This window comes from Paraburkholderia fungorum (assembly GCF_900099835.1).
In the GTDB taxonomy this organism is placed as follows: domain Bacteria; phylum Pseudomonadota; class Gammaproteobacteria; order Burkholderiales; family Burkholderiaceae; genus Paraburkholderia; species Paraburkholderia fungorum_A.
Map to the genome: position 1 here is coordinate 2,668,097 of NZ_FNKP01000002.1, position 19,601 is coordinate 2,687,697.

Here is a 19,601-nt window from a genome sequence, read left to right on the forward strand (position 1 = left end):
GTCACTTCCAGTAAGTTTTTCGTAGCACGATGCCGCTCATGTACTCAATGAAGAAATTCAGCGACGCAGCCGCGTTGAATTTCATTGAATACAGCGCTAAAACCAGCCTGGCTTCTCGACCTTTGCTGTCGGAGTCACCACTCCAATTTCTGCAAATCTTCTTGAGGTTCTCGGCACATGCAGGAAACGTTGAAATAATATGGAACATTCTCCTTACCTGCAAGCGTGTTTGGGTATTGAGTGGAAAAGTTTTGTGTTATTTCGTGAGAAAGCCGAAACACTGTGTGCACCAGTACTTTTTATTCGTGACTAGCCGACATATTTCCCGGTAAAACAACTTGCAATTGAAATAGTCCTTACAAGAAATTACCTGAAGCGTATTGCGTCTTTAACGGATGTATATCGACCGTATTTCAATCAGTCCTTTCAGTGCGCGACCCGCCAGATCATTCGAATGCGGGTACTGGGAATACCGGTATTCGCAGTTGCCTTGTCCGGCGAATCGGCTACTGCAACAATCCATTCCGACATGTCGCTGGCAACCGGCCCGCCCCCGATAACCGCACGGAGCAAAAGACAATGCACATCTCTTTCTTGCACACGCTGGAAGGCAACAGGAAAATTTTCGACGACGCGGCAAAGGACCTGGGCTTGTCGAGCGAACAGCTTCGTCACGAAATACGGACTGACCTCCGCTTAGCCATCCAGCAGACTGGAATGGTCACTGCGGAGATCACGGAGCAGATTAAGCATTGCCTCGTGGAGTTATCGACCGGCGCCGACGCAGTAGTCGTCACGTGTGCCACATTGAGTTCGGTCGCGGCGGCCATTGATGATTTGCCAGTCCCAATCGTGCGGGCGGACGCCGCATTAGCTGCGACCGCCGCGCGTATCGGCGGACACATCGTTGTGTTGTGCGCGCTCGAATCTTCCGTCGAGCCCACTCGTCGTCTTTTCGCGGAGTATGTGAACGAGAAAGTCGATTCAATAAAAGTAGTCAACGTCGCCGGAATCTGGGATCTGTTTACCGGCGGCAATCTCGATGCATGCCTCGCCAAAGTCGCGCGCGCCGCAAATCAAGCGTATGACGCGGGCGCTAGTGTTGTGGCATTCGCTCATCCGTGGATGGCGCAGGCCGCGCCTCTGGTTCATGCGGGACGTGTTGTACTCGATAGTCCGCATGCCGCGTTGCAGGCGATTGCGAATAGCAATGCGGCTCGGTAGTTCAGGAGCGTCGCTGCTTTAGTGCAGTCCGAGCAGGCCGGAATAAGAAGCCGCACGGTAATGCATTCGTAATGCACCTGCTCGTGCGGCGACTTTGCAACAGCCAGACCAGACAACAGGCGCTTGTCAGTTGACAGCTATCGTCATCGCTTATATTGTTCGGGCCATGGCAGATTCCGACTTTTCTCATCCTGGCGCTTTGATTCGACAGACCTGTCTCGCCCGATTCAACCTGAGCGTCACCGATGGCGCAGCAGCGTTGGGCATCAGCAGGCAGGCACTCACCAATCTTTTGAGCGGCAAAGCCGGCATTTCACCCGAAATGGCCTTGCGACTCGACAAGGCATTCGGCATCAGTGCCGAAATCTGGCTGCAACGACAGTTGCTTCACGATCTTGCAAGAGCACGTTTGCGATTCGACGAACTCAACGTCATGCGAATCGTCCCCGAGCAACAGCAGGCATTGTTCTAACGTTATTCGAGCTTCTCCCGCGGGCATCGTCGAGTTATCGGCGATGCCCGCAGTCTTTTCTACCTCTCACAATCGTATTGCGACAATTCTTCGATGCCGCTCGAAGACGTCGTGCATCGCCATTTCAGGCTTGCGTCCGCGACACATCAAACCCGCAATACGTGAGAAGCAATCAGTTCGACTGCACCCACACCCCGCCCTTGCTCGGCGTATCGCCCTGGGTCCACCACTGCGCGCAATATTTCGCGTTGAGGTAGGTCACGCATGTGCCGCCCGAATAAGCCATCGTCGACGACCACGTCGCAAGCGGACCCGACAACTGCGTCCACACTGCGGCCTGCCCGGGCACATCTCCTTGCGTCCACCATTGCGCCTTGTAAGTGGCGCCTTGATAAGTCACCGTCATACCGGCCGTATAAACCTGCGCGGACGACCATGCCGCGCCGTTCGCCGGCGTAGTCGTGCCTGAGCTTCCCGTGCTACCGGTTCCTGTCGATCCCGACGACCCGCTGCTAGCTGAACCGCTGCTCCCCGAGCCACTGCTGGAGCTGCTTCCCGACGAGCTGCCCGAGCTGCTGCTACCCGCGCTGCCGGTGGCCGCCGAGCCGCTATACGACGCGTCCTGCGTCACGCCCGTGCCCCAGTGACCATTGATCTGTCTGAAGATCGCGGCGAACGCATACGGCGTCTGTGTAATGCCCGAGCAACTCGACGACGTGTATGCGCCATTGCCCGGACACGACTGATCGCGTCCCACCGACCAGTTGCTCAACATGCCGACATCGTCAGTGCGCGCAACATTCAACACCGTCTGCGCATCGGCGAGCGTGAATGTTTCGCCCTGCACGTCGTTCATCCCGATCATCGGCGTGATGCCGACCATCTGCCAGAGTTGCGCATCCGTCTTCGTCTGACCGACTGCCTTGTACGCCGTGTCGAGTTGCGAGTACAGCGACGTGGCAGCCTGTGTCGCCGCCGAACCCATCTCGATCGACGCGCTGCCGTAATCCATCGCCATCACATTGATGGCGTCGAACGTCACGCTGTTGGCAATCGCGGAGTTAAGAATATTGACACCGTCCTGCGTCAAACCCGTCGGCATGACCGGCAATGTGAGCGTGACGTGCAACGTCGAGCCCTTCGCCGTCATCGCAGACTGCAGCGCCTTGACCGCCTGGAAATTGCGCGTGATCGCCGCCGTGTCTTCCTGCGCGCCGCCTTCAATATCGAAGTCGATGTGCGTCGCCGCGTAGCTGTCGATCACCGTCTGATACGCGCTCTGCAACGTGGCCGCAGTCGTACAGGCCTGCATTAGCGGCTCGCCGTTGGCGCCGCCGAACGACACCGACACTTCGCCGCCCTTCGCGCGGTAGTTGGTCAGCGACGTGGAGAGGGACGTAAGCAGGTCTGATGTATTGCCGGCGCCGATGTTCTGCACGCCGCCCCACGATGGAACGCACTGGTTATTGCCGGCGACCACGAAGGCCATGGTGAACTGCTGGATACCTTGCTGGACGCCGATCACGTCGAACGCGGGCGTAGGCCAGGCGGTGACGTCGACATACGGTGCATACACTCCGGTAGCGAACGCACTACTGGCGGCACCCACGCTGAGGGCCGATGCAAGCAGAATCCTCGATGACATTTTTTTCATTTCTTCTCCGTTTTTTAAGGAGACGCTGAGCCAAACCGACACGCTCGACGTCCCCGGTATGAATGCGGAGAGTATTATTGGCAAACGTTTGCCTATTTGATAGACGATTCAGCATATAACAATGAATTTATACGCTTTATGAATATAAAAATGATATTTAAATGCGTATTGATTGGCTATTAACTTTATTCAAAATTGTCATGAAACAGATGGACGGATGTCTGCGTAAGCGCATGGTCGCCCGAGATGCGGATCATGGACCCGTCCAATGCGGCGGCGCATCACATCGGAAGGTAGTCGCGTCGGTCCTCTCAACCGTGAGATTGACCGAACGTGCAGTCACCGGCCTCGTTCGATGACGCACGCCCGCCGGCACGGTCAGCATCTGCCCTCTTTGCAGATTGACGGTTCCGTCGTCCATATCGACCGCGAGCGTGCCTTTGACAACAACAAATGTCTCATCTGAATCGGGATGCAGGTGCTAGAAGTAAGGCGCCTGCATGATGCTGAGATGAACGTCATGGTCGTTCACGCTGGTCAGCACCTGGTTCGAATACGGCTGAATGTCGCCGCGGGCGATTGCTTCGATATCGATTGGCTGGATCATGTCATGCACCTGGCTTATTGCCTTCCCGACATACCCAGACTAACCCTCATTTATAGATAAAACAAATCAACAAATTTCACAAACATGCGAATAGAATTCACCTGATATATTTTTCACACTGAGCCTTAAAAATTATGAGACTTTTTATTCACTAAATTTTATCGTCTGCATTTTCCTCAGTGAAACCGGTCGCATCGATGAGCCATGCCCCAACGCTTCGTTTGTAGTCTATTGCCGCTGTCCGGCTTGCATCGAAACGGTTTCTGGGAATCGCTACAATGCGCTGGATGAACTCCTCCCAGCACCCCTCGCAAGACGTAGTGACGTCTTATTTCCAGAGCGGCGACGCGATCCGCAGTCGCCGCGTGAGCGATATCGTGGTGACAGGCACCGTCGACATACCCGCACCGTCAGCACGTCTGCTAGCAGACTGGGAAAGAGAAATATCGTCGCAGGTGATTCTGGAACCCGGCGATGTCGAGGTCATGCCCCTGGCCCGAGCGTTGATGCGATGGCCGGACTATAAGCACTGCGTGCAGGCTGCGTCGGATTGGACAGCCGCGCTTGGCATGCCTGAAGTACTCGCGTCCAGCGACGTGGCGCTCATGGCCTGCCGGGGCGCGAGATATCACCATGACGGCGCGCAGTACGGGGGAGCCGCCTTCTGCAACCTCTTTCTGTGCGACGACAGCGGCCAGGACCTGCACTTTCCGTCTATAGGTCTGCGTATTCCCATCATCAGAGGCACGGTTGTCGTGTTCGATACCGGCCAGCCTCACGGCGTCATCCAGCGCGGCAGCAGCGGTTTTAGTGCGACCGACTTCACGCAGAACATGGACAGCGTGCAGATCTTCCTGACCTGGGAATTGCCAATCGAAGACGCCCGCGTCGCGCGGGCGCTGAACATCGCATTCGATGTCGTGTCTTCGGCCTCGTTGCAACTGGCCCACGAACAGATTCTGGTGAACGGGACACCTGCGGAATTGTGCCCTGATTCAGGTCGCTGGCGCCCCGTCGATTCATCGAGCGAGGGCGTCACATAGCACGTTACTTCACAAACGCAACACTGGTCGGCGACGTAACGGCAGCCGACTTGCCTGTGTCCGACACCATGCCGGACGCAGTATCGACGCTGAACACATTCACTTTGCCGCTACGTTGATTCGCGACCAGCAGCCATTTTCCCGACGCATCGATACCGAATCCCCATGGCTTGTCACCACCGGACGAAATGCGCTGAAGGAGCGACAGCTCCCCCGATTCCGGGCTAATTCGATAAACGACGATCGAATTCTCTCCGCGGTCTTCGACGTACGCGAAGCGCCCATCGTGACTGACCGCAATCTCGGCTCCGCTCTTCACGCCCTGAAAGTTCTGAGTGCTGGTGGGCAGCGATTGCACCAGCGCCAAATGACCTTGTACTGCGTTCCAACGCAGCACCATGATCTCCGCGCTCATCTCCGTCAGCAGATAAACGTATTGACCGCTCGACCCGAACGCGAGATGACGAGGACCGCTTCCCGCCGGCGCAACGAACTCATGCTGACCGGCGCCGTCATCTTTTGACAGAGCGCGCGTTGCGCGATCAAAGCGATAGATGAACACGCGATCCGCGCCCAGATCGGGAACGAGCGCGTAGCGCCCGGTCGGATCGATTGCAATGCTGTGCGCGTGCGCGCTCGTCTGCCGGCGACTTGGCCCGGACCCTGTTTCCGTTACCGTAGACACGAGAGGTCCCATGCTGCCGTCGGCATTGACTGCGACACTCGACACGGACCCACTGTTGTAATTGGCACCGAGCAGCGTATTCGAGGGGACATCGAAACGCAAAAACGTCGTGCCGTGGCCGCCCGTGTGCGTCGCGTTGATCGGGTTGAGCGTACCCGTATCGCGATTCACCGAGTAGGCAGTGATACTGCCTTCCTTGGCGCTGTCATCGTCGACGCCATAAAGAATCGGCAACTCGGGATGCGCGGTCACCCACGTCGATTTGAGGCCTTGAGCAACGGTGCCGATTGCCGTTAATTCGCCAGTGGAAGTGTCGAGGCGCAGTCCGCTTATCTGGCTCTGCAACGTGCCGATGTAGACGAATTCGGAGTGCGCCGACGCCGACGAAGTTGCGGCAGCGCCAGCAGGTTTGTCGAGCGTGCAAGCGGACAGGGTAAGCACGGAAAGTGCAGCCAGCACGCCGAAGCGCGCCAGGCTATTTCTCTGGAACAACCGGGTCATATTCGAGTAATGTTGAGACACAGAGGGTGTGAGAGAAATGAATACTGCTCGCGCTCAAGTACCGATAGCCGCGAGAAAGTAGTCATCCATTGTTCTCTTTCCGGCATGCCGCTGATCTGTCTCCATGCAAATGACCAGAGCTTTGAGTGCCATCGGGCGAGAACAATCGGTTTAAGGGTATTCGATTAACCAGCGAGCGTCCCTGCACAAAAGTCTGATTCGCTGGCATTTTTTCTGTTCGACCAGATACGTTGACATCGCTTACTCCGACGCCAGGATCGAGCTTCTCCATTTCATCGATAAAGACTTGGCGAGCGCAGCTTACTACGACAAAACCTTTCGTTCAGGCTGTTGCCGCGCGGCGACGCGAAACTGACTCGGCGCCTGGCCCACTTCTCGCCGGAAGAAGCGCGTGAAGTACGCAGCGTCGGCGAAGCCGAGCCAGAAGGCAATCTGTTCCACCGACATATCGCCGAATATAAGGTTACGCTTCGCTTCAGTGATGATGCGCGCGTGAATCATCTTCGTCGGGCTTTGTTCCGACGCTGACGCACACGCCGCGCGCAATTGCACCAGGGACACCGCCATCATCGACGCATAGTCTTGCAGCGGCAGGTTCTCCCGGTAGTGTTCATCAATCAGCTTGCGGAATCGGTCTACCTGACGAATGTCGTTTCGAATTGCGCCTTCGTTGCTGGTCTGATCCAGACGTGTTTCACGAACCAGCATCAGCAGAAGACTCGTGAGCAATGCCTGAGTGCCGACCACATGGCCTACCGCCTCCGACTCGACTTCCTGTTTGAGGCTGTTAATCAGGCTATAGAACTCCATTCCGGCTTCAGCGGAATAGGACAGCGGAATCATTCGGGCCAGTGACCAGAGCGAGATGAACTCGCGAAGCTTCGCATTGACCTGCGTCAGATAGGAGACTTCGATTGTCACCACCCATCGGTCGACATCGATTTCGTAGTCGAGACCATGAACGCATTCGGTCGGCAACAGCAATGCACAAGGGCCTTCAAACGGCACGCTGCTACCTTCGAGGTTCATCACCCCGCGCCCACTGCGAACAAAAATAACCTGACCGTACGCGGGATGCGCATGGGGCTCGGTGCGCCAGCGGCCCCGCTCGGTGACATGCCCGACATGCACGAACCAGTTCTTCGTTTCAGGCTTCTCGACGTACAGGCGAACTTTTGGAACGGTGGCCCGTTTCGTTTTGGGAACGGACTTGGGCTGATACTTTGCCACGGCACTATGTGTCATAAAGTCTCCTTGGCGGCCACATCGCACTCGACGGCGGCTGCCATTGAAATGCAATGGCTCACGCGGAAAGGTTCTCTGTCTGATTCCGCATGGGTCGCAATCTTTTTAGTCGAGCGATCGCCAATCTTCATCGCGCGATTGCCAGCCGGTTTGCTGAGTGAACTGTCGATCACCGGCGCCGCTTCAATGCAGCCTTCTCGCACGACCGGTTTGGAAGAATGTTCCGGGGATATCGCCGCGACACTTGCAGCAGATACGGATATGGCGGAACTTATAGAACAAACCGCCCGGCGATGCTTGCCGGGGACGCCGCTGTACTCGGCGCGAAGTGCTATGGGCTTTTTGAGTGATCGACCTTGAAGCTCTTGCGATGCGGAGGTCGTGTCAGGCTGATGTGGCAGTTGCGTGCCATCGTAAAGGTGCGCGCCAATCGTGGCGGCAGGAATATCGCTGGCGCCGGGAGCGACAGCACGCCTGAAACCGTATGGTGCTCGGGCAGTAGAATCTGGCCTGATCTGCTGGCCGCCTCCGTTGCGTGAGCCGGCGACGACTCGAACACTATCTGCCCCAGGCCAATCTGGGCGACCACGCTCAACGGGTTTGGAAAGACCGTCAGCAACCAGCCCCAAACGCCAACTTCTATTCGGCTCGTCCGATCTCTTCCGGCCGCGCCCAAACCATAACCTGTTCCACTGAGGAGGCCGCGCGCGAGTCAGTCTATTGTCAGCACGAACGGAGTGCTCGCAAGCGCGGCCGGGTGCGGCGCCAGCTTGTGCCCAACATGCCAGATGCAAATGTGCACCAAGGGCGGCAACTACGGTTCGATACGTGACCACAATTCTTCATCCAGAATCGGCTTACACCTCGCCTCGCGCCATCGTCGTACGATAGAAGAGGTTCACTGCTCGGCACAGAAATTTAACAGCCCCGTGGGCCTCGATCAAATCGCCTCTGCGTTGGCTCACCGACGTTGAAAAAGGTTCAGCGTTGGCGAACATTCTGACGAATACTTCTGCGTTCCGTCTTCAATAATGAATACGACAACAGCAGATCAAGACAGTGTTTACCCTCGATCAAGCTTTGAAGGAAAGCCTCATCGACCTTCTATCGAGAACCGGATAAGCACACTTTTTATAGCGGATAACCTTTCAAAAAACTAAAGCCGCCCGGCGAAGCGATGCCATCCTAACACTGCTGACATATCACGGAAACAGCTCATATTTTTCCATACATTTCCGTGAGACAAACCTGTCATTTACCCGAACGCCGGCACCGCTTTCACAGTACCGGCGTGCTCTGCATCAGAAGCGATGCATGATCCCCAAAGCTACGCCGCGTGTATTCGCACCCGGTGCACCCTTAAGACCCTGATAGTTAGTACCATTGAGACTGAATTGCGCGAGGCCGCGGTTCTGAATAAAGCCCGCCGATGCATACAGTGTCGTCCTCTTCGAAAGAAGATGCTCGTAAGTCAGACCGATTTGCTGTGCGTTATTGCCCGCGCCCGTGCGGTCATGTGCGTAACCGTACATTACCGAGAGATCGTCGGCGGGAGTGAACGAGTATGACGTCGATGCGGCGTACACGTCCCGCTTCACGCTGTTGTCGGTTTGACGTTCGTTGTGATACGCCAGATAGAACTGCGCATTCCCCACGGTAATCGACGAACCGACGTTCAACACTTTCAGCGTCGAAGTTCCAGTTGCATTGTCGGCCTGCTCGTAACCGGCAGCGAGATGGAATGGGCCGTTGACGTAGCGGACCACCGCGTTATAGAACTGGAACCCGTTGGACGGCTTGGTCGTCGAATCGCGCATCGCGACCATGAACTGTGCTGTCAAACCATAGATCGTCGGCGTGAAGTACGAGATCGCGTTATTCACGCGAACAGTCAAGGTGTTGAAGTTGTTCATCGGCGACCCGATACTCATGACCGCCAGAGGATCTAGTTCGGGATTCAGGAAGATGTACTGCGGCGTATTCTGCAGACCGATCCGTGTCTCGCCGAAATCACCCGACAACCCCACCCACGCCTGACGATTAAACGCTGCCGTTGCACTCGCGGCCGCGCCAGTCGCACCGCTGAATCCTTGCTCCAACTGAAAATTGACGTGCAGTCCATTGCCAATGTCTTCACTGCCCTTCAGCCCGTACCGGCTTGCGAACAGGCCGCCCGACGTGGCGCGAACCGCTCCGCCGCTGCCTGCATTCTGATACTCGATGCCGTTGTCGATGACGCCATAGAGCGTCACCGACGACTGCGCATAAGCCGCGTTAAACGCACACGCCGATGCAACGCCCGACACGAGAGTGAGCCACTTTTTCATCTAGTCTCCGAATCAATGTGTGTTCTTTAAAATTCATCATTCAGCGGTCTGTTGCGCCGAATTGAGAATTTATGATTTCGTTCGTATTTCTAATTTCCAGAAAACATCGTGCCTTTGAAAGTAACCAGAATGAAGTTGGCGGCTAAGCCACAAGAAATGCCGTGAGTGTCTCGCCGGTGCGCAGTTCGCACGTAGCAGCGTGAGCAGAAGAGGGTTGGGGCTTAAGTAGCCGGAGTGGGATCGGTATCCCTTTGTCGAATTGAAAAAGCGCGGTGCTGCAAGTTGAACGTGGAGTGCGAATCGCGCTGTAGAAGCACTGGTGCAAGATGTCGAAGCCAAAGCAGTCGAAGATGCTGGCTGTCAGAACAGAAGAAGAGGTGGCGAGAAGACGCCAGAGGTAGAACGAGGAACTCTCGTCAACCGAACGGCCAATGGCGACGCTGCACGATTCGCGGCGAACCTTCGCACACGCATGGTCCGTGCGGCCCGTTCTTTCCGGCGTCGAGTTGCAATGTCGCGTCCGTCTCGCGGCAATGACTCGTATGGCGCCGAACAGGCTACGAGGTGTCCCTTCCCGCATGTGCGTCTCCATTGCATTTTTATTGGAATTGAACGGCTACTGCATCGCGCCGCCTTAGCCTGCTTGCAGGCATTCAGGCGACGCGAAAAAATAGCGATGCCAGCCGCCCGTCTCCGGCGGCTTTCACTTTGTTGCCTGCATTTTTTTGCATGGTCATGTAGGCGGTGTTTGGTGTCTCATCAGCGCTCTCTGAGCGAGCCTCATCGCTGGGGACCTGTCTCTGTTGTAAGAATATTTGATGCCCGATCGATAGTCCTTACACAAAACGTAGATTCACTGGCATTTTTTTCTGTCGGTTAGATAGGGCACGATCGCTCCTGGAGCCTTACTCGTCCGGCTCAGCGAGACCCAAATCCAGCGCTCAGTGCAAGCTGGACAGCAACCTTGTCGCGACATATGTCATGCTTGCGGTTTTGGCGCTCACGTTTTCCTGAAACAAACCCACCGCTCGTCGCGTCAAAGTTTGCGACCCGGTTCTTGATCAGAGTCAGCCGCCGCTCATAGCGTCGCGAGAACGACTTGCCGCGGTTTGACCGGTGAGATAGGGTTTTAAAGGGGACAGTGCCGGAAAATCTTTCTGCGCAAGCGCCGTGATGCGACGACCGGCCTTCATCAGATCGACCCGTTGATCTTCGCCAAGGAGACTTTATGACACACAGTGCGATGACAAAATATCAACGCCAACCGAACAACAAAGTAGCGCTGAAAACGGTACCGAAGGTCCGTTTGTATGTCGACCGCCCTGAAGAAGAAGAGAAGTGGTTTGTGAATATCGGCCACGTGACCGAGCGGGGCCGTTGGCGAACCGAACCTCATGCGCACCCGGAATACGGCCAGGTGATCTTCGTTCGCAGCGGTCGTGGCGTAATGAATCTAGAAGGTTCGAGCGTCCCGTTCGAGGGGCCCTGCGTATTGCTGCTGCCAACAGAGTGCGTGCACGGACTCGATTACGAAATCGATGTAGACAGATGGGTCGTGACAATCGAGGTGTCTTATCTGACCCAGGTCAACGCCAGACTCCACGAGTTCATCCAGTTGTGGTCGCTGCCCCGAATGATCGCGCTGTCTTCGGCAGCCGGGTCCGCCGCTGAGTTCTTCGGCCTGGTCACGCGGCTCGCACAGGAACTCGAATCGAAGACGTTCGGTCATGTGGTCGGAACAGAGGCCCTGTTGACCCAGATCTTCCTGATGCTGGTTCGCGGAACCCAACTCGACCAGCCCGACAATGGCGGTGCATCACGCAACGAGATCCGCCTGGCCGACCGCTTTCGTGAACTGATCGATCAACATTACCGGCAGAACCTGCCGTTGCAGGCCTACGCGTCGAAGATGGCGGTGTCTCTGGTTCAGTTGCGTGCGGCCTGCGCGGCTGCCACCGGGCAAAGTCCGACCAAGATGATCCACGCGCGCATCATCACCGAGGCGAAGCGGAATCTGATTTTCGGCGAGATGTCGGTAGAACAGATCGCCTTCGGGCTCGGCTTCTCGGATGCCGCGTACTTCACGCGCTTCTTCCGCAGAGAGGTCGGCGAAGCGCCGAGTCAGTTCCGGGTGACTGCCAGAGAGCAGTCCCAACGCACGAAATAAATCGCCACTGCGCAAGAGGCTTCGCATTCGTCTTTCTTATTGGCGGCGAAGCCTCCCCCTCTTTCCCGGCCTTCTTTCTCTTCTCGATTCTTCTCCGACTCCCAGCTCTGTCTTCAAGCTGAAGCGCCCCGTTTCGCACTAACTCCACCGGTGCAAATCAGTCCGCAATCGCGGACTACATCCTCCTCCGGACGTGCAGCAAAAAATGCCAGCGAATCTCACTTTTGTGTAAAGGCAGACGCGCGGCCATCCAATACTATTCCCTCCAACCACCGCGACAGAACTGTCCAGTGCCGGATTGATCAGCTAGTTGCCCACGGTGCGGCGAATCAAGAGTCGAAAACGGCCACGCCTCGCCAATAAACAAAAGTCCAATTTCGACGGAGACAGAAAGCACATTCAAATAAAACGCACAGCGTCGAGTTGGCACATCGCCAGCCTTTTGCTGAAACGGTACGTCGACCGGCTTTGACAGCTGCGCCTCGGGTATCTGGCTCCCATTACGTCATCAACAGAGTTGAGCGGAACCGGAGCCGATAAAAAAATCTATATGGACGGAGACATGAAAAAAATTTCTAAAGCTTTGCGCAAGCCGCTTCTCGGCGTGGCCATGTTCTGCTGTTTGAGCGAGTTCGGTTTCGCCGAAGAGGTCACGGCTCCCACCGAGTCCGCACCGTCGCAGGCGCAGTCGACCCAGCAGACTCCGGCGAACGCTAACGCGCCTCTCACCTTTCCGGATCTGAAGTCGGGCGAGCAGACCGGTGTGCCGCCGGTGTCGTGGAACGATACATTTATCGGCTATCGCGTCGGCAGCAACTTCCACTACCCGGGCGTTGCCGACAAGGTTACGCAGAACATCGGCTACCTGACGACGACCGGCGGTTTCCGCTTCGGTAGCTACGCATTCAACGTCGACTATCTCGTGTCGAACTCCGCGAATCCCGAGGTTGGCGGCCCGAATACGAGTGGCGCGCAGGAAGTGTATAGCGTGGGCCGCGTCACGCTGAGCGCCAGCAAGATCTTCGGCAAGCAGATCGGTATCGGCGTGATTCGCGACGTGGGCCTGACCGGCGGTTATGAGTTCGGTGCAAAGAACGACGCCTACGCACAACGTGCCCGCATGCTCGTTCTCGGTCCGACTATCGAATTCGCGCTGCCGCGAGGCTTCTGGAACCTGACCGCAGGTGTGCGGACCGAAAGCAACCACAACGGTATCGTCGGCGTGGACGTGCACTACAACGCTGCATGGCACATCGAAAGCTCGTGGCTGTATCCGTTCCGCGTGGGTCCTGTGCCGCTGATGTTCCGTGGCTTCGCCAGCATGACCGGTCCGAAGGGCAAGGACGGCTTCGGCGTTCAGACGAAGACCGAATTCCTCACCCGCGCTTCGTTGCTCGCAGACCTCGGCTCATTCATCGGTCATCCGCGAACGGTTTATGCGGGCTTCGGTTACGAGTACTGGTACCACATGTACGGTTCACCGACTAGCGAAACGGTCGGCACGATTACATCGGTTCCGATGTTCCAGGCTGAAATCCATTTCTAATCGGCGTCTGTAGTGAACCTGCCTATTGGCGACTCCTTGATCGGGTCGCCAATAGTCGTTTGAGAAACAGGTTTGATGTTCTGTTGCTGTTCAGTTTGAGTGCTTTTCTGGTCGCATTGTCGAAACGTCCGCGTCGTTTTTTACGCGGTTCTGAATGTCGTGCGCAGTGTGTTGTGCAGTTCTCTATCAGTCTATTTTTTTCATGAAGAACCCGGTTCTCGAGATTTCATCTTTCCGATACTTCTTTCTGAGCCGCGTTGCGACGACCATGTCCAATCAGATGCTCATGGTGATCGTCGCCTGGCAGATGTATGACATCACGCACAGCGCGTATGACCTCGGCATGGTCGGCCTGGCGCAGTTTGTTCCTGCACTCGCGCTCTGTCTGATCGTGGGTCAGGTCGCGGATCGGTATGATCGCCGCTTCATTCTGATGGCTTGCCTGATAGGACAGTTCAGCGTAGCCATGCTCCTGATTGCGGGCACGTTGGGAGGCTGGCTGGGGCGCGAAGTCATCCTGCTCGCGTCGATCGGACTAGGTATGGCGAAAGCCTTCCAGTTGCCTACGCAGCAGGCGCTTCTGCCCACGCTCGTGCCGCTGCCCGCATTACCGCAGGCGCTCGCCATCAATTCCGCCGGATCGCAATGCGCCACCATCATCGGGCCGGCGATTGGCGGCTTTATCTATGTGGCAGGTGCATCTGTCGTGTATGGCGTGTGCGCGGGAATGTGCCTGTTCGCGGCCGTGATGGTCTACCTGATCCGTCATCAACATGTACGTCCGCCTCGCGAGCAGGTGACACTCCAAAGCCTGTTCGCGGGCATCAACCTTATCTGGATGCGCAAAGAAGTACTCGGCGCGATTTCACTCGATCTATTCGCGGTTCTTTTCGGCGGCGCAACCGCGCTATTGCCGATCTTTGCGCGTGATGTTCTGCATATCGGCTCGTGGGGATTGGGGCTCTTGCGTTCGGCGCCTGCAGTAGGCGCGTTACTAGTCTCTCTCTACCTCGCACGCTATCCGATCCAGCGGCGTGTCGGAAAAATGATGTTCGGCTCGGTCGCGCTATACGGCCTTTCGACGCTGGTTTTCGCGCTCTCCCACTCATTCATGTTGTCGCTGGTCGCGCTGATGCTAACCGGCGCATTCGATATGGTCAGCGTCGTCGTGCGGCAATCGCTGGTGCAACTGGAAACGCCTAACGAGATGCGCGGCCGTGTGAGCGCCGTCAATTCGATCTTCATTGGCGCATCGAATCAACTGGGCGAATTCGAGTCCGGCATAACGGCCGGCTGGCTCGGCGCGGTTCCTTCCGTGCTGGTCGGCGGAGCGAGCACGGTGTTGATCGTGGCGCTCTGGATGAGGCTGTTTCCGTCGCTGGCTCAGCGGGCGAAATTGACGACTTCGTAGAGCGACACGCTCCGAACTCAATGCGGATAACACCAACCGCCGCGGCCAACGCCCATCCGTATACGAGATTTATCTTCCATCCTTTTTGGAGTAGTCATGCAGATTCAGGAATACACCGCCGCGCAGATTCAGGCTGCCGTCACGGCGGCGGCGAGCGCAGCCGACGATTGGGCTCAGTCATCCGCGCAAACGCGCGCAGAACTTCTGCGTGGACTGGGCGCTGTGCTGGTCGCCAATCGCGAAGAACTGGTCCGCCTCGCCGATGAAGAAAGCTCACTGGGCGCCGCACGACTGAATGGCGAACTCGACCGCACCGCGTTCCAGCTAAACGGATTCGCCGACCATATCGAAGCAGGCAGCGCCTTCTCGCTGACCGACGACGAAGCCATCGCAGGCGCACCGCCCGTAGGACGTCCGCATCTGACTCGCGTGCGCATTCCGCTCGGACCGGTCGCGATGTTCTCGGCTAGCAACTTCCCGCTGGCGTTTTCAGTTCTGGGCGGCGATACCGCGTCCGCCCTTGCCGCCGGCTGCCCGGTCGTCGTGAAGGCGCATCCGGGTCATCCGAAACTGTCGCGCCGCGTTTTCGAACTCGCGCAATCGGTACTGGCCAGGCAGGAATTGTCTGCCGGTGTGATCGGCTTCGTCGAAGGTGCGAGCATCGACGTGGGCGTCGCGCTAGTGCGCAATCCCGCCATCGCGGCCGTTGCTTTCACCGGCTCGTACAAAGGCGGTTCGGCATTGTGGGCAGAAGCGAATGCGCGTCCGCGGCCTATTCCGTTCTATGGCGAACTCGGCTCGATCAACCCGATGATCGCACTGCCGCCTGCACTCGCCGCACAGGCCGAAGAACTGGCGCAAGCGTTGGCGTCATCGATCGAATTCGGTTCTGGGCAGATTTGCACGAGTCCTGGTGTTGTCGTTCTGTTCGAAGGCGCGGACGCCGACCGGTTCGAGAACGCGCTGCGTGATGCGCTGCAAACAAAAAAGACCCACACGATGCTGACGCCCGGCATGAAGCGCAACTTCGATGCAGGCGTTGCGCGTCTGACTGGCACGCCAGGTGTGCAAACTGTTCTGCCATCAGACTCGAATGGCGACGACACTGCGCCGCCACGTCCGTTGCTCGCGCGAACCAGCGCGGAGAACTTCATCGCCGATCACGCGTTGCGCGAAGAAGTTTTTGGTCCCGCCTGCCTGGTCGTGCGCGTGAAGTCGGCAGATGAAGTCGTCAAGGTTCTCAACGCTGTCGGCGGAAGCTTGACGGTCACCTTGTGGGGCGCAGAAAACGATTCCGCCGACGTGCGCCGTATCACGCGCTGCGCGACGCAAATTGCCGGACGCGTTCTGTTCAGCGGCGTGCCTACCGGCGTGGCCGTGACGCGCAGCCAGCAGCACGGCGGCCCGTGGCCTGCATCGACGGAACCATTCACGACCTCGGTCGGCTATGCGGCGATGGATCGTTTCCTGCGGCCTGTCGCGCTTCAAAGCGCACCGGCGTGGCTGGCTGAACGCGCGGGACGTCCCTGCTGATATCGGTGAATAAATAGCTTGTTCGACGTACCCGGATGCCCGCGACGAGTCCCACTCTCGCGGGCATTTTTGTTTGTCGTCGCCTGCGTGTTAAGCGAGACTGAAGCGCCATAAAAAAAGCGCCGTGCTCTCGCACGGCGCTTCGACTACATCACATCACAAACCAACTTACTGATTCGGCACGTACAGCGGCATCGAATCTTCCCACAGCGTATCGGTGATCGCGTGCTGATCCGAGCCATCGGCATTCATCACCCAGTTCTGGCCGTCGGGCTGGAACGTGTTGTCGTACAGCGCGAGTTCGTCGCGGAAACCGTAGACACCCGAGCTATAGCCAATCCGACCATCATAAAGCCACACAGCGTGACCCTGGTTTGCACCCGGCGTGGTCAGACGCGTCACGTCCGAGCCATCCGGCTTGATCGTGTACACGTCGTAGTGGAACTTGTTCGGATCGGTCGGGTTGATTTCCTTGCGCGTGAACACGATCTTGCTGCCGTCCGGCGACCAGCCCGGCAGGTTGTCCGCTTCGGTCGTCAGCACCTTCGTCTCGCGCGTGTCGAGATCCAGAACGCGCAGACCCTGAACCTTCGGGCTCCACACGCGGTACACGATCTTCTTGCCGTCCGGCGAGTAGCTCGGGAAACCGGCATTGATCGAACCGTCGGTCAGGATCTCCGGCTTGTTGTCCATGCTGCCGTCCGCCTTGATCCGTGCGATACGGCCCGGGCCCATGCCACGCGTGAAGAACCAGTCGCCGATACCGAACGCCACCCACTCGCGATTCGGCGACCACGTCGGCTGGAATGCACCCGCGAGGCCCTTCTTGATCATGTCCGGATCCAGACCGCTGCTGGCCGGATCGTAGATGCGCTGATAGCCGGTGAAGTCCGGATTGATGACGGCAATCGACGAGCCCATCGCCTTTTCCGTGTACACCAGCTTCTTGTGATCCGCCGACAATTGCGGGAACACGTCGATATAACGGTAGTTCCATGCGGGGTCGAAGCTGAACATCGGCGTGCCGTTCGGATGCGCCGGACGCATCGTGATCTTTTCGTAAACCACCTTGCTGCCGTCCGCCGAATAATGCGGCGAGCGGATACCCGAGTTCGCGGTCGAACGGAATGCGCCAGCGGTCGTGTACAGACCTTCGGTTTCGCCGCCCTTCACGTGATAAGCAACGTTGGTGTCCGAGATATATTGCGGGAACACCTTGAAGCCCGGCGTCGACGTCAACTGGGTCCGCGACAGGTCCGACAGATTGACCGAAACGATTTGCGAGCTGACCTTGTTGATCAACTCAGGACGGTGCGCACCCCAGGTCGATTCGACCGGCGTTTCATAGAACGCGACGCGCTTGCCATCGGGCGACCACGACGGCGAACCTTCGTCGAAGCCGGGGTTGCTGGCCACTTTCTTCCAGCCCGAGCCATCGGGATGAATGATGTAGATGCTGCTTTCCTGCGTACGCTCCCAGCCGACCGGCAGATTGTGACCGCGCCACTCGGAGCCGATGTCGGAAGACAGCGCGATCCACTTGCCATCCGGCGACCACGACGGACGGAAGAAGCTATGCGGCTTGCTCGGATCGAATTTGATATCGCCGGTGACGTTTTTCAGTGCGCCGGTCGCGATGTTCAGCGTCCAGATGTTGGTCGTGCCGAACTTGTCTTCACCGCGACGCGACGAAACAAAGGCGATGACATTAGGATCGGTGGGGGAAACAACGGCCGCGTCGTCGATGGCGATGTGATCGGTCAGACGCTTCAGATCGGTGCCGTCCACTTTCACGCGATACAGATTCGCTTCGCCGTAACCGTCGCGCTCCGACGTAAAGACGATCCACTGACCGTCTTTCGAGAAAGAAGCGTGGTAGTCGAAGCCGGGAGTTTGCAGCAGTTTGTGTTCGTCGCTACCGTCGGCATTCGCCACATACAGATCGGAAGTCACCGGGCCCAGGCGGTCGAGCAATGCCGTGCCTTGGGTAGCAGTTTGCGTCGCGGCCTGCGCGCCTGCCGAGATGACAATCCACGTGCCCCCGATGGCCGAATAAGCCAGGAGCTTTTTCAAAGACGAGTTTAAATACACAGCGAAATGCCTCCGTTAATTATGCTTGGTTGAGCGGCGGACTACACCGCTCAACGGCCTCCTGCGTCGCTATTCTAGTCAACGCGTTATGGTTTTCTTCCTTACTTCGACTTCTTGCGTATTACCACTTTTTTCCTGCATTTCTCTGGACGGCAGCGGCATTTAGCCGAGACTTCCGGTTACATCGTCGAACAGTTCATCGACCGAAAGACGATGCGGAATGATCTTCTGATCCAGCGCCCAATCAATCGCAAGCTGCAATCCCTTGCGGTTCGCTTCAAGCCCGATCGGCGGGAACACGGCCGGCACGCCTTCAGCGAGATTGCGGCTCTCGACCACCATCCGGTACAACTCGCGCACCACATCCGGGCGCTGCTTCGACACGTCTTCGTGCACGACGAACATGTGATTGATCGGCACCACGTTTTCACGCGCGAACCAGTCTTTCGCCGCCGCCTGCGCGTTCGGCACCAGCGTGCGCACGCGCTCGTCCTTCGGCATGTCTTCGCCGAGCAGCGCAGCGGCCAGTTCACCCTTGAGCATCATCTCCGGGATCGACGAACCGGCCGGCAGACGCTCGCAGTTATTCGGATCGCGGTACTCGGCGAGGTGACCGTCGCCGAGCGTCATCCATTGCACCTTGTCGAGATCGACGCCATATTCGTGACGCAGAATGCCGCGAATCCACAGCGCCGTGGTCTGCGTGTACGTGCGCACACCGACCTTCCTGCCTTCGATATCTTTCGGATCGAGGTGACCGAAGTCGAGGTTGTGGCCCGCACAGTGATGCTGGAAGCGGCCCGAGATCGGCGTCGGCAGCAGCACGTACGGCTTGCCGTACGCCTTCGCCTGCAGGAACGTGACGATCGCGAGTTCGCCCGCGTCGAATTTATTCTCGCGCACCATCGCCTTGAAGCCGTTGTGCGCGGGCGTCGGGCCGCAGAAATCGAGGTTCACGATATCCGAGCTGACGCGGCCGTCTTTCATCGCTTTCGTGACCGCGTAGTCGGCCAGGTTCGTGCGCAGCGTCGGCACGCCGGTGAAGTTCGTTGTCATTGATGGGGTCCTTATGCT

Annotated in this window: 15 protein-coding genes; 7 read left to right on the plus strand and 8 right to left on the minus strand. The window is 57.5% G+C overall.

What is annotated here, in order from left to right:
• Positions 1-594: 594 nt before the first annotated feature.
• Together BLS41_RS27820 and BLS41_RS27825 are read left to right on the plus strand one after the other, a co-directional pair.
• Positions 595-1,224, plus strand: coding sequence for an aspartate/glutamate racemase family protein (locus BLS41_RS27820; protein ID WP_253189772.1), 630 nt, complete (start codon positions 595-597; stop codon positions 1,222-1,224).
• A 130-nt stretch (positions 1,225-1,354) separates the two neighbouring features.
• The gene (locus BLS41_RS27825; RefSeq protein ID WP_253189773.1) at positions 1,355-1,696 is read left to right on the plus strand and encodes a HigA family addiction module antitoxin; all 342 of its coding nucleotides are present in this window, start codon (positions 1,355-1,357) and stop codon (positions 1,694-1,696) included.
• 172 nt (positions 1,697-1,868) lie between these two features.
• Here BLS41_RS27825 and BLS41_RS27830 read toward each other — a convergent pair whose 3' ends face one another.
• The 3 genes from BLS41_RS27830 to BLS41_RS40010 all read right to left on the minus strand — a co-directional run bounded on the left by BLS41_RS27830 (position 1,869) and on the right by BLS41_RS40010 (position 3,957).
• Entirely contained in the window at positions 1,869-3,341 is a 1,473-nt protein-coding gene (locus tag BLS41_RS27830) for a chitinase (protein WP_083380146.1), read from the minus strand.
• Positions 3,342-3,603: 262 nt separating this feature from the next.
• Positions 3,604-3,828: a cupin domain-containing protein gene (locus BLS41_RS39710; protein ID WP_290439539.1), complete on the minus strand. Its 225-nt coding sequence runs from the start codon at positions 3,826-3,828 to the stop codon at positions 3,604-3,606.
• A gap of 3 nt (positions 3,829-3,831) precedes the next feature.
• Positions 3,832-3,957 (minus strand): hypothetical protein, encoded by a 126-nt coding sequence (locus tag BLS41_RS40010; RefSeq protein WP_290439535.1) that lies wholly within the window; start codon positions 3,955-3,957, stop codon positions 3,832-3,834.
• A 278-nt stretch (positions 3,958-4,235) separates the two neighbouring features.
• Here BLS41_RS40010 and BLS41_RS27840 point away from each other — a divergent pair, with 278 nt between their 5' ends.
• The gene (locus BLS41_RS27840; RefSeq protein WP_074770632.1) at positions 4,236-5,000 is read left to right on the plus strand and encodes a hypothetical protein; all 765 of its coding nucleotides are present in this window, start codon (positions 4,236-4,238) and stop codon (positions 4,998-5,000) included.
• A 4-nt stretch (positions 5,001-5,004) separates the two neighbouring features.
• Here BLS41_RS27840 and BLS41_RS27845 read toward each other — a convergent pair whose 3' ends face one another.
• The 3 genes from BLS41_RS27845 to BLS41_RS27855 all read right to left on the minus strand — a co-directional run bounded on the left by BLS41_RS27845 (position 5,005) and on the right by BLS41_RS27855 (position 9,779).
• Positions 5,005-6,177: a lactonase family protein gene (locus BLS41_RS27845; protein ID WP_253189775.1), complete on the minus strand. Its 1,173-nt coding sequence runs from the start codon at positions 6,175-6,177 to the stop codon at positions 5,005-5,007.
• Positions 6,178-6,510: 333 nt separating this feature from the next.
• Positions 6,511-7,506, minus strand: coding sequence for a helix-turn-helix domain-containing protein (locus BLS41_RS27850; protein WP_253189776.1), 996 nt, complete (start codon positions 7,504-7,506; stop codon positions 6,511-6,513).
• Between the two features lie 1,247 nt (positions 7,507-8,753).
• Complete coding sequence (locus BLS41_RS27855; RefSeq protein WP_074770638.1) at positions 8,754-9,779, minus strand: porin; 1,026 nt, start codon at positions 9,777-9,779, stop codon at positions 8,754-8,756.
• Between the two features lie 1,228 nt (positions 9,780-11,007).
• Between BLS41_RS27855 and BLS41_RS27860 the strand changes: the two genes are divergently transcribed.
• The 4 genes from BLS41_RS27860 to BLS41_RS27875 all read left to right on the plus strand — a co-directional run bounded on the left by BLS41_RS27860 (position 11,008) and on the right by BLS41_RS27875 (position 16,436).
• Complete coding sequence (locus tag BLS41_RS27860; protein WP_083380099.1) at positions 11,008-11,946, plus strand: helix-turn-helix domain-containing protein; 939 nt, start codon at positions 11,008-11,010, stop codon at positions 11,944-11,946.
• Between the two features lie 562 nt (positions 11,947-12,508).
• Positions 12,509-13,492, plus strand: coding sequence for a hypothetical protein (locus BLS41_RS27865; protein ID WP_074770640.1), 984 nt, complete (start codon positions 12,509-12,511; stop codon positions 13,490-13,492).
• Positions 13,493-13,760: 268 nt separating this feature from the next.
• The gene (locus BLS41_RS27870) at positions 13,761-14,903 is read left to right on the plus strand and encodes an MFS transporter (RefSeq protein WP_253189777.1); all 1,143 of its coding nucleotides are present in this window, start codon (positions 13,761-13,763) and stop codon (positions 14,901-14,903) included.
• Between the two features lie 96 nt (positions 14,904-14,999).
• On the plus strand, positions 15,000-16,436 hold the full coding sequence (locus BLS41_RS27875; RefSeq protein WP_074770644.1) for an aldehyde dehydrogenase (NADP(+)): 1,437 nt from the start codon (positions 15,000-15,002) through the stop codon (positions 16,434-16,436).
• A 168-nt stretch (positions 16,437-16,604) separates the two neighbouring features.
• Here BLS41_RS27875 and BLS41_RS27880 read toward each other — a convergent pair whose 3' ends face one another.
• Complete coding sequence (locus BLS41_RS27880; protein ID WP_253189778.1) at positions 16,605-18,509, minus strand: hypothetical protein; 1,905 nt, start codon at positions 18,507-18,509, stop codon at positions 16,605-16,607.
• Positions 18,510-18,689: 180 nt separating this feature from the next.
• Positions 18,690-19,583, minus strand: a complete 894-nt coding sequence (locus BLS41_RS27885) for a substrate-binding domain-containing protein (RefSeq protein ID WP_074770648.1) — start codon at positions 19,581-19,583, stop codon at positions 18,690-18,692.
• Positions 19,584-19,601 lie beyond the last annotated feature (18 nt).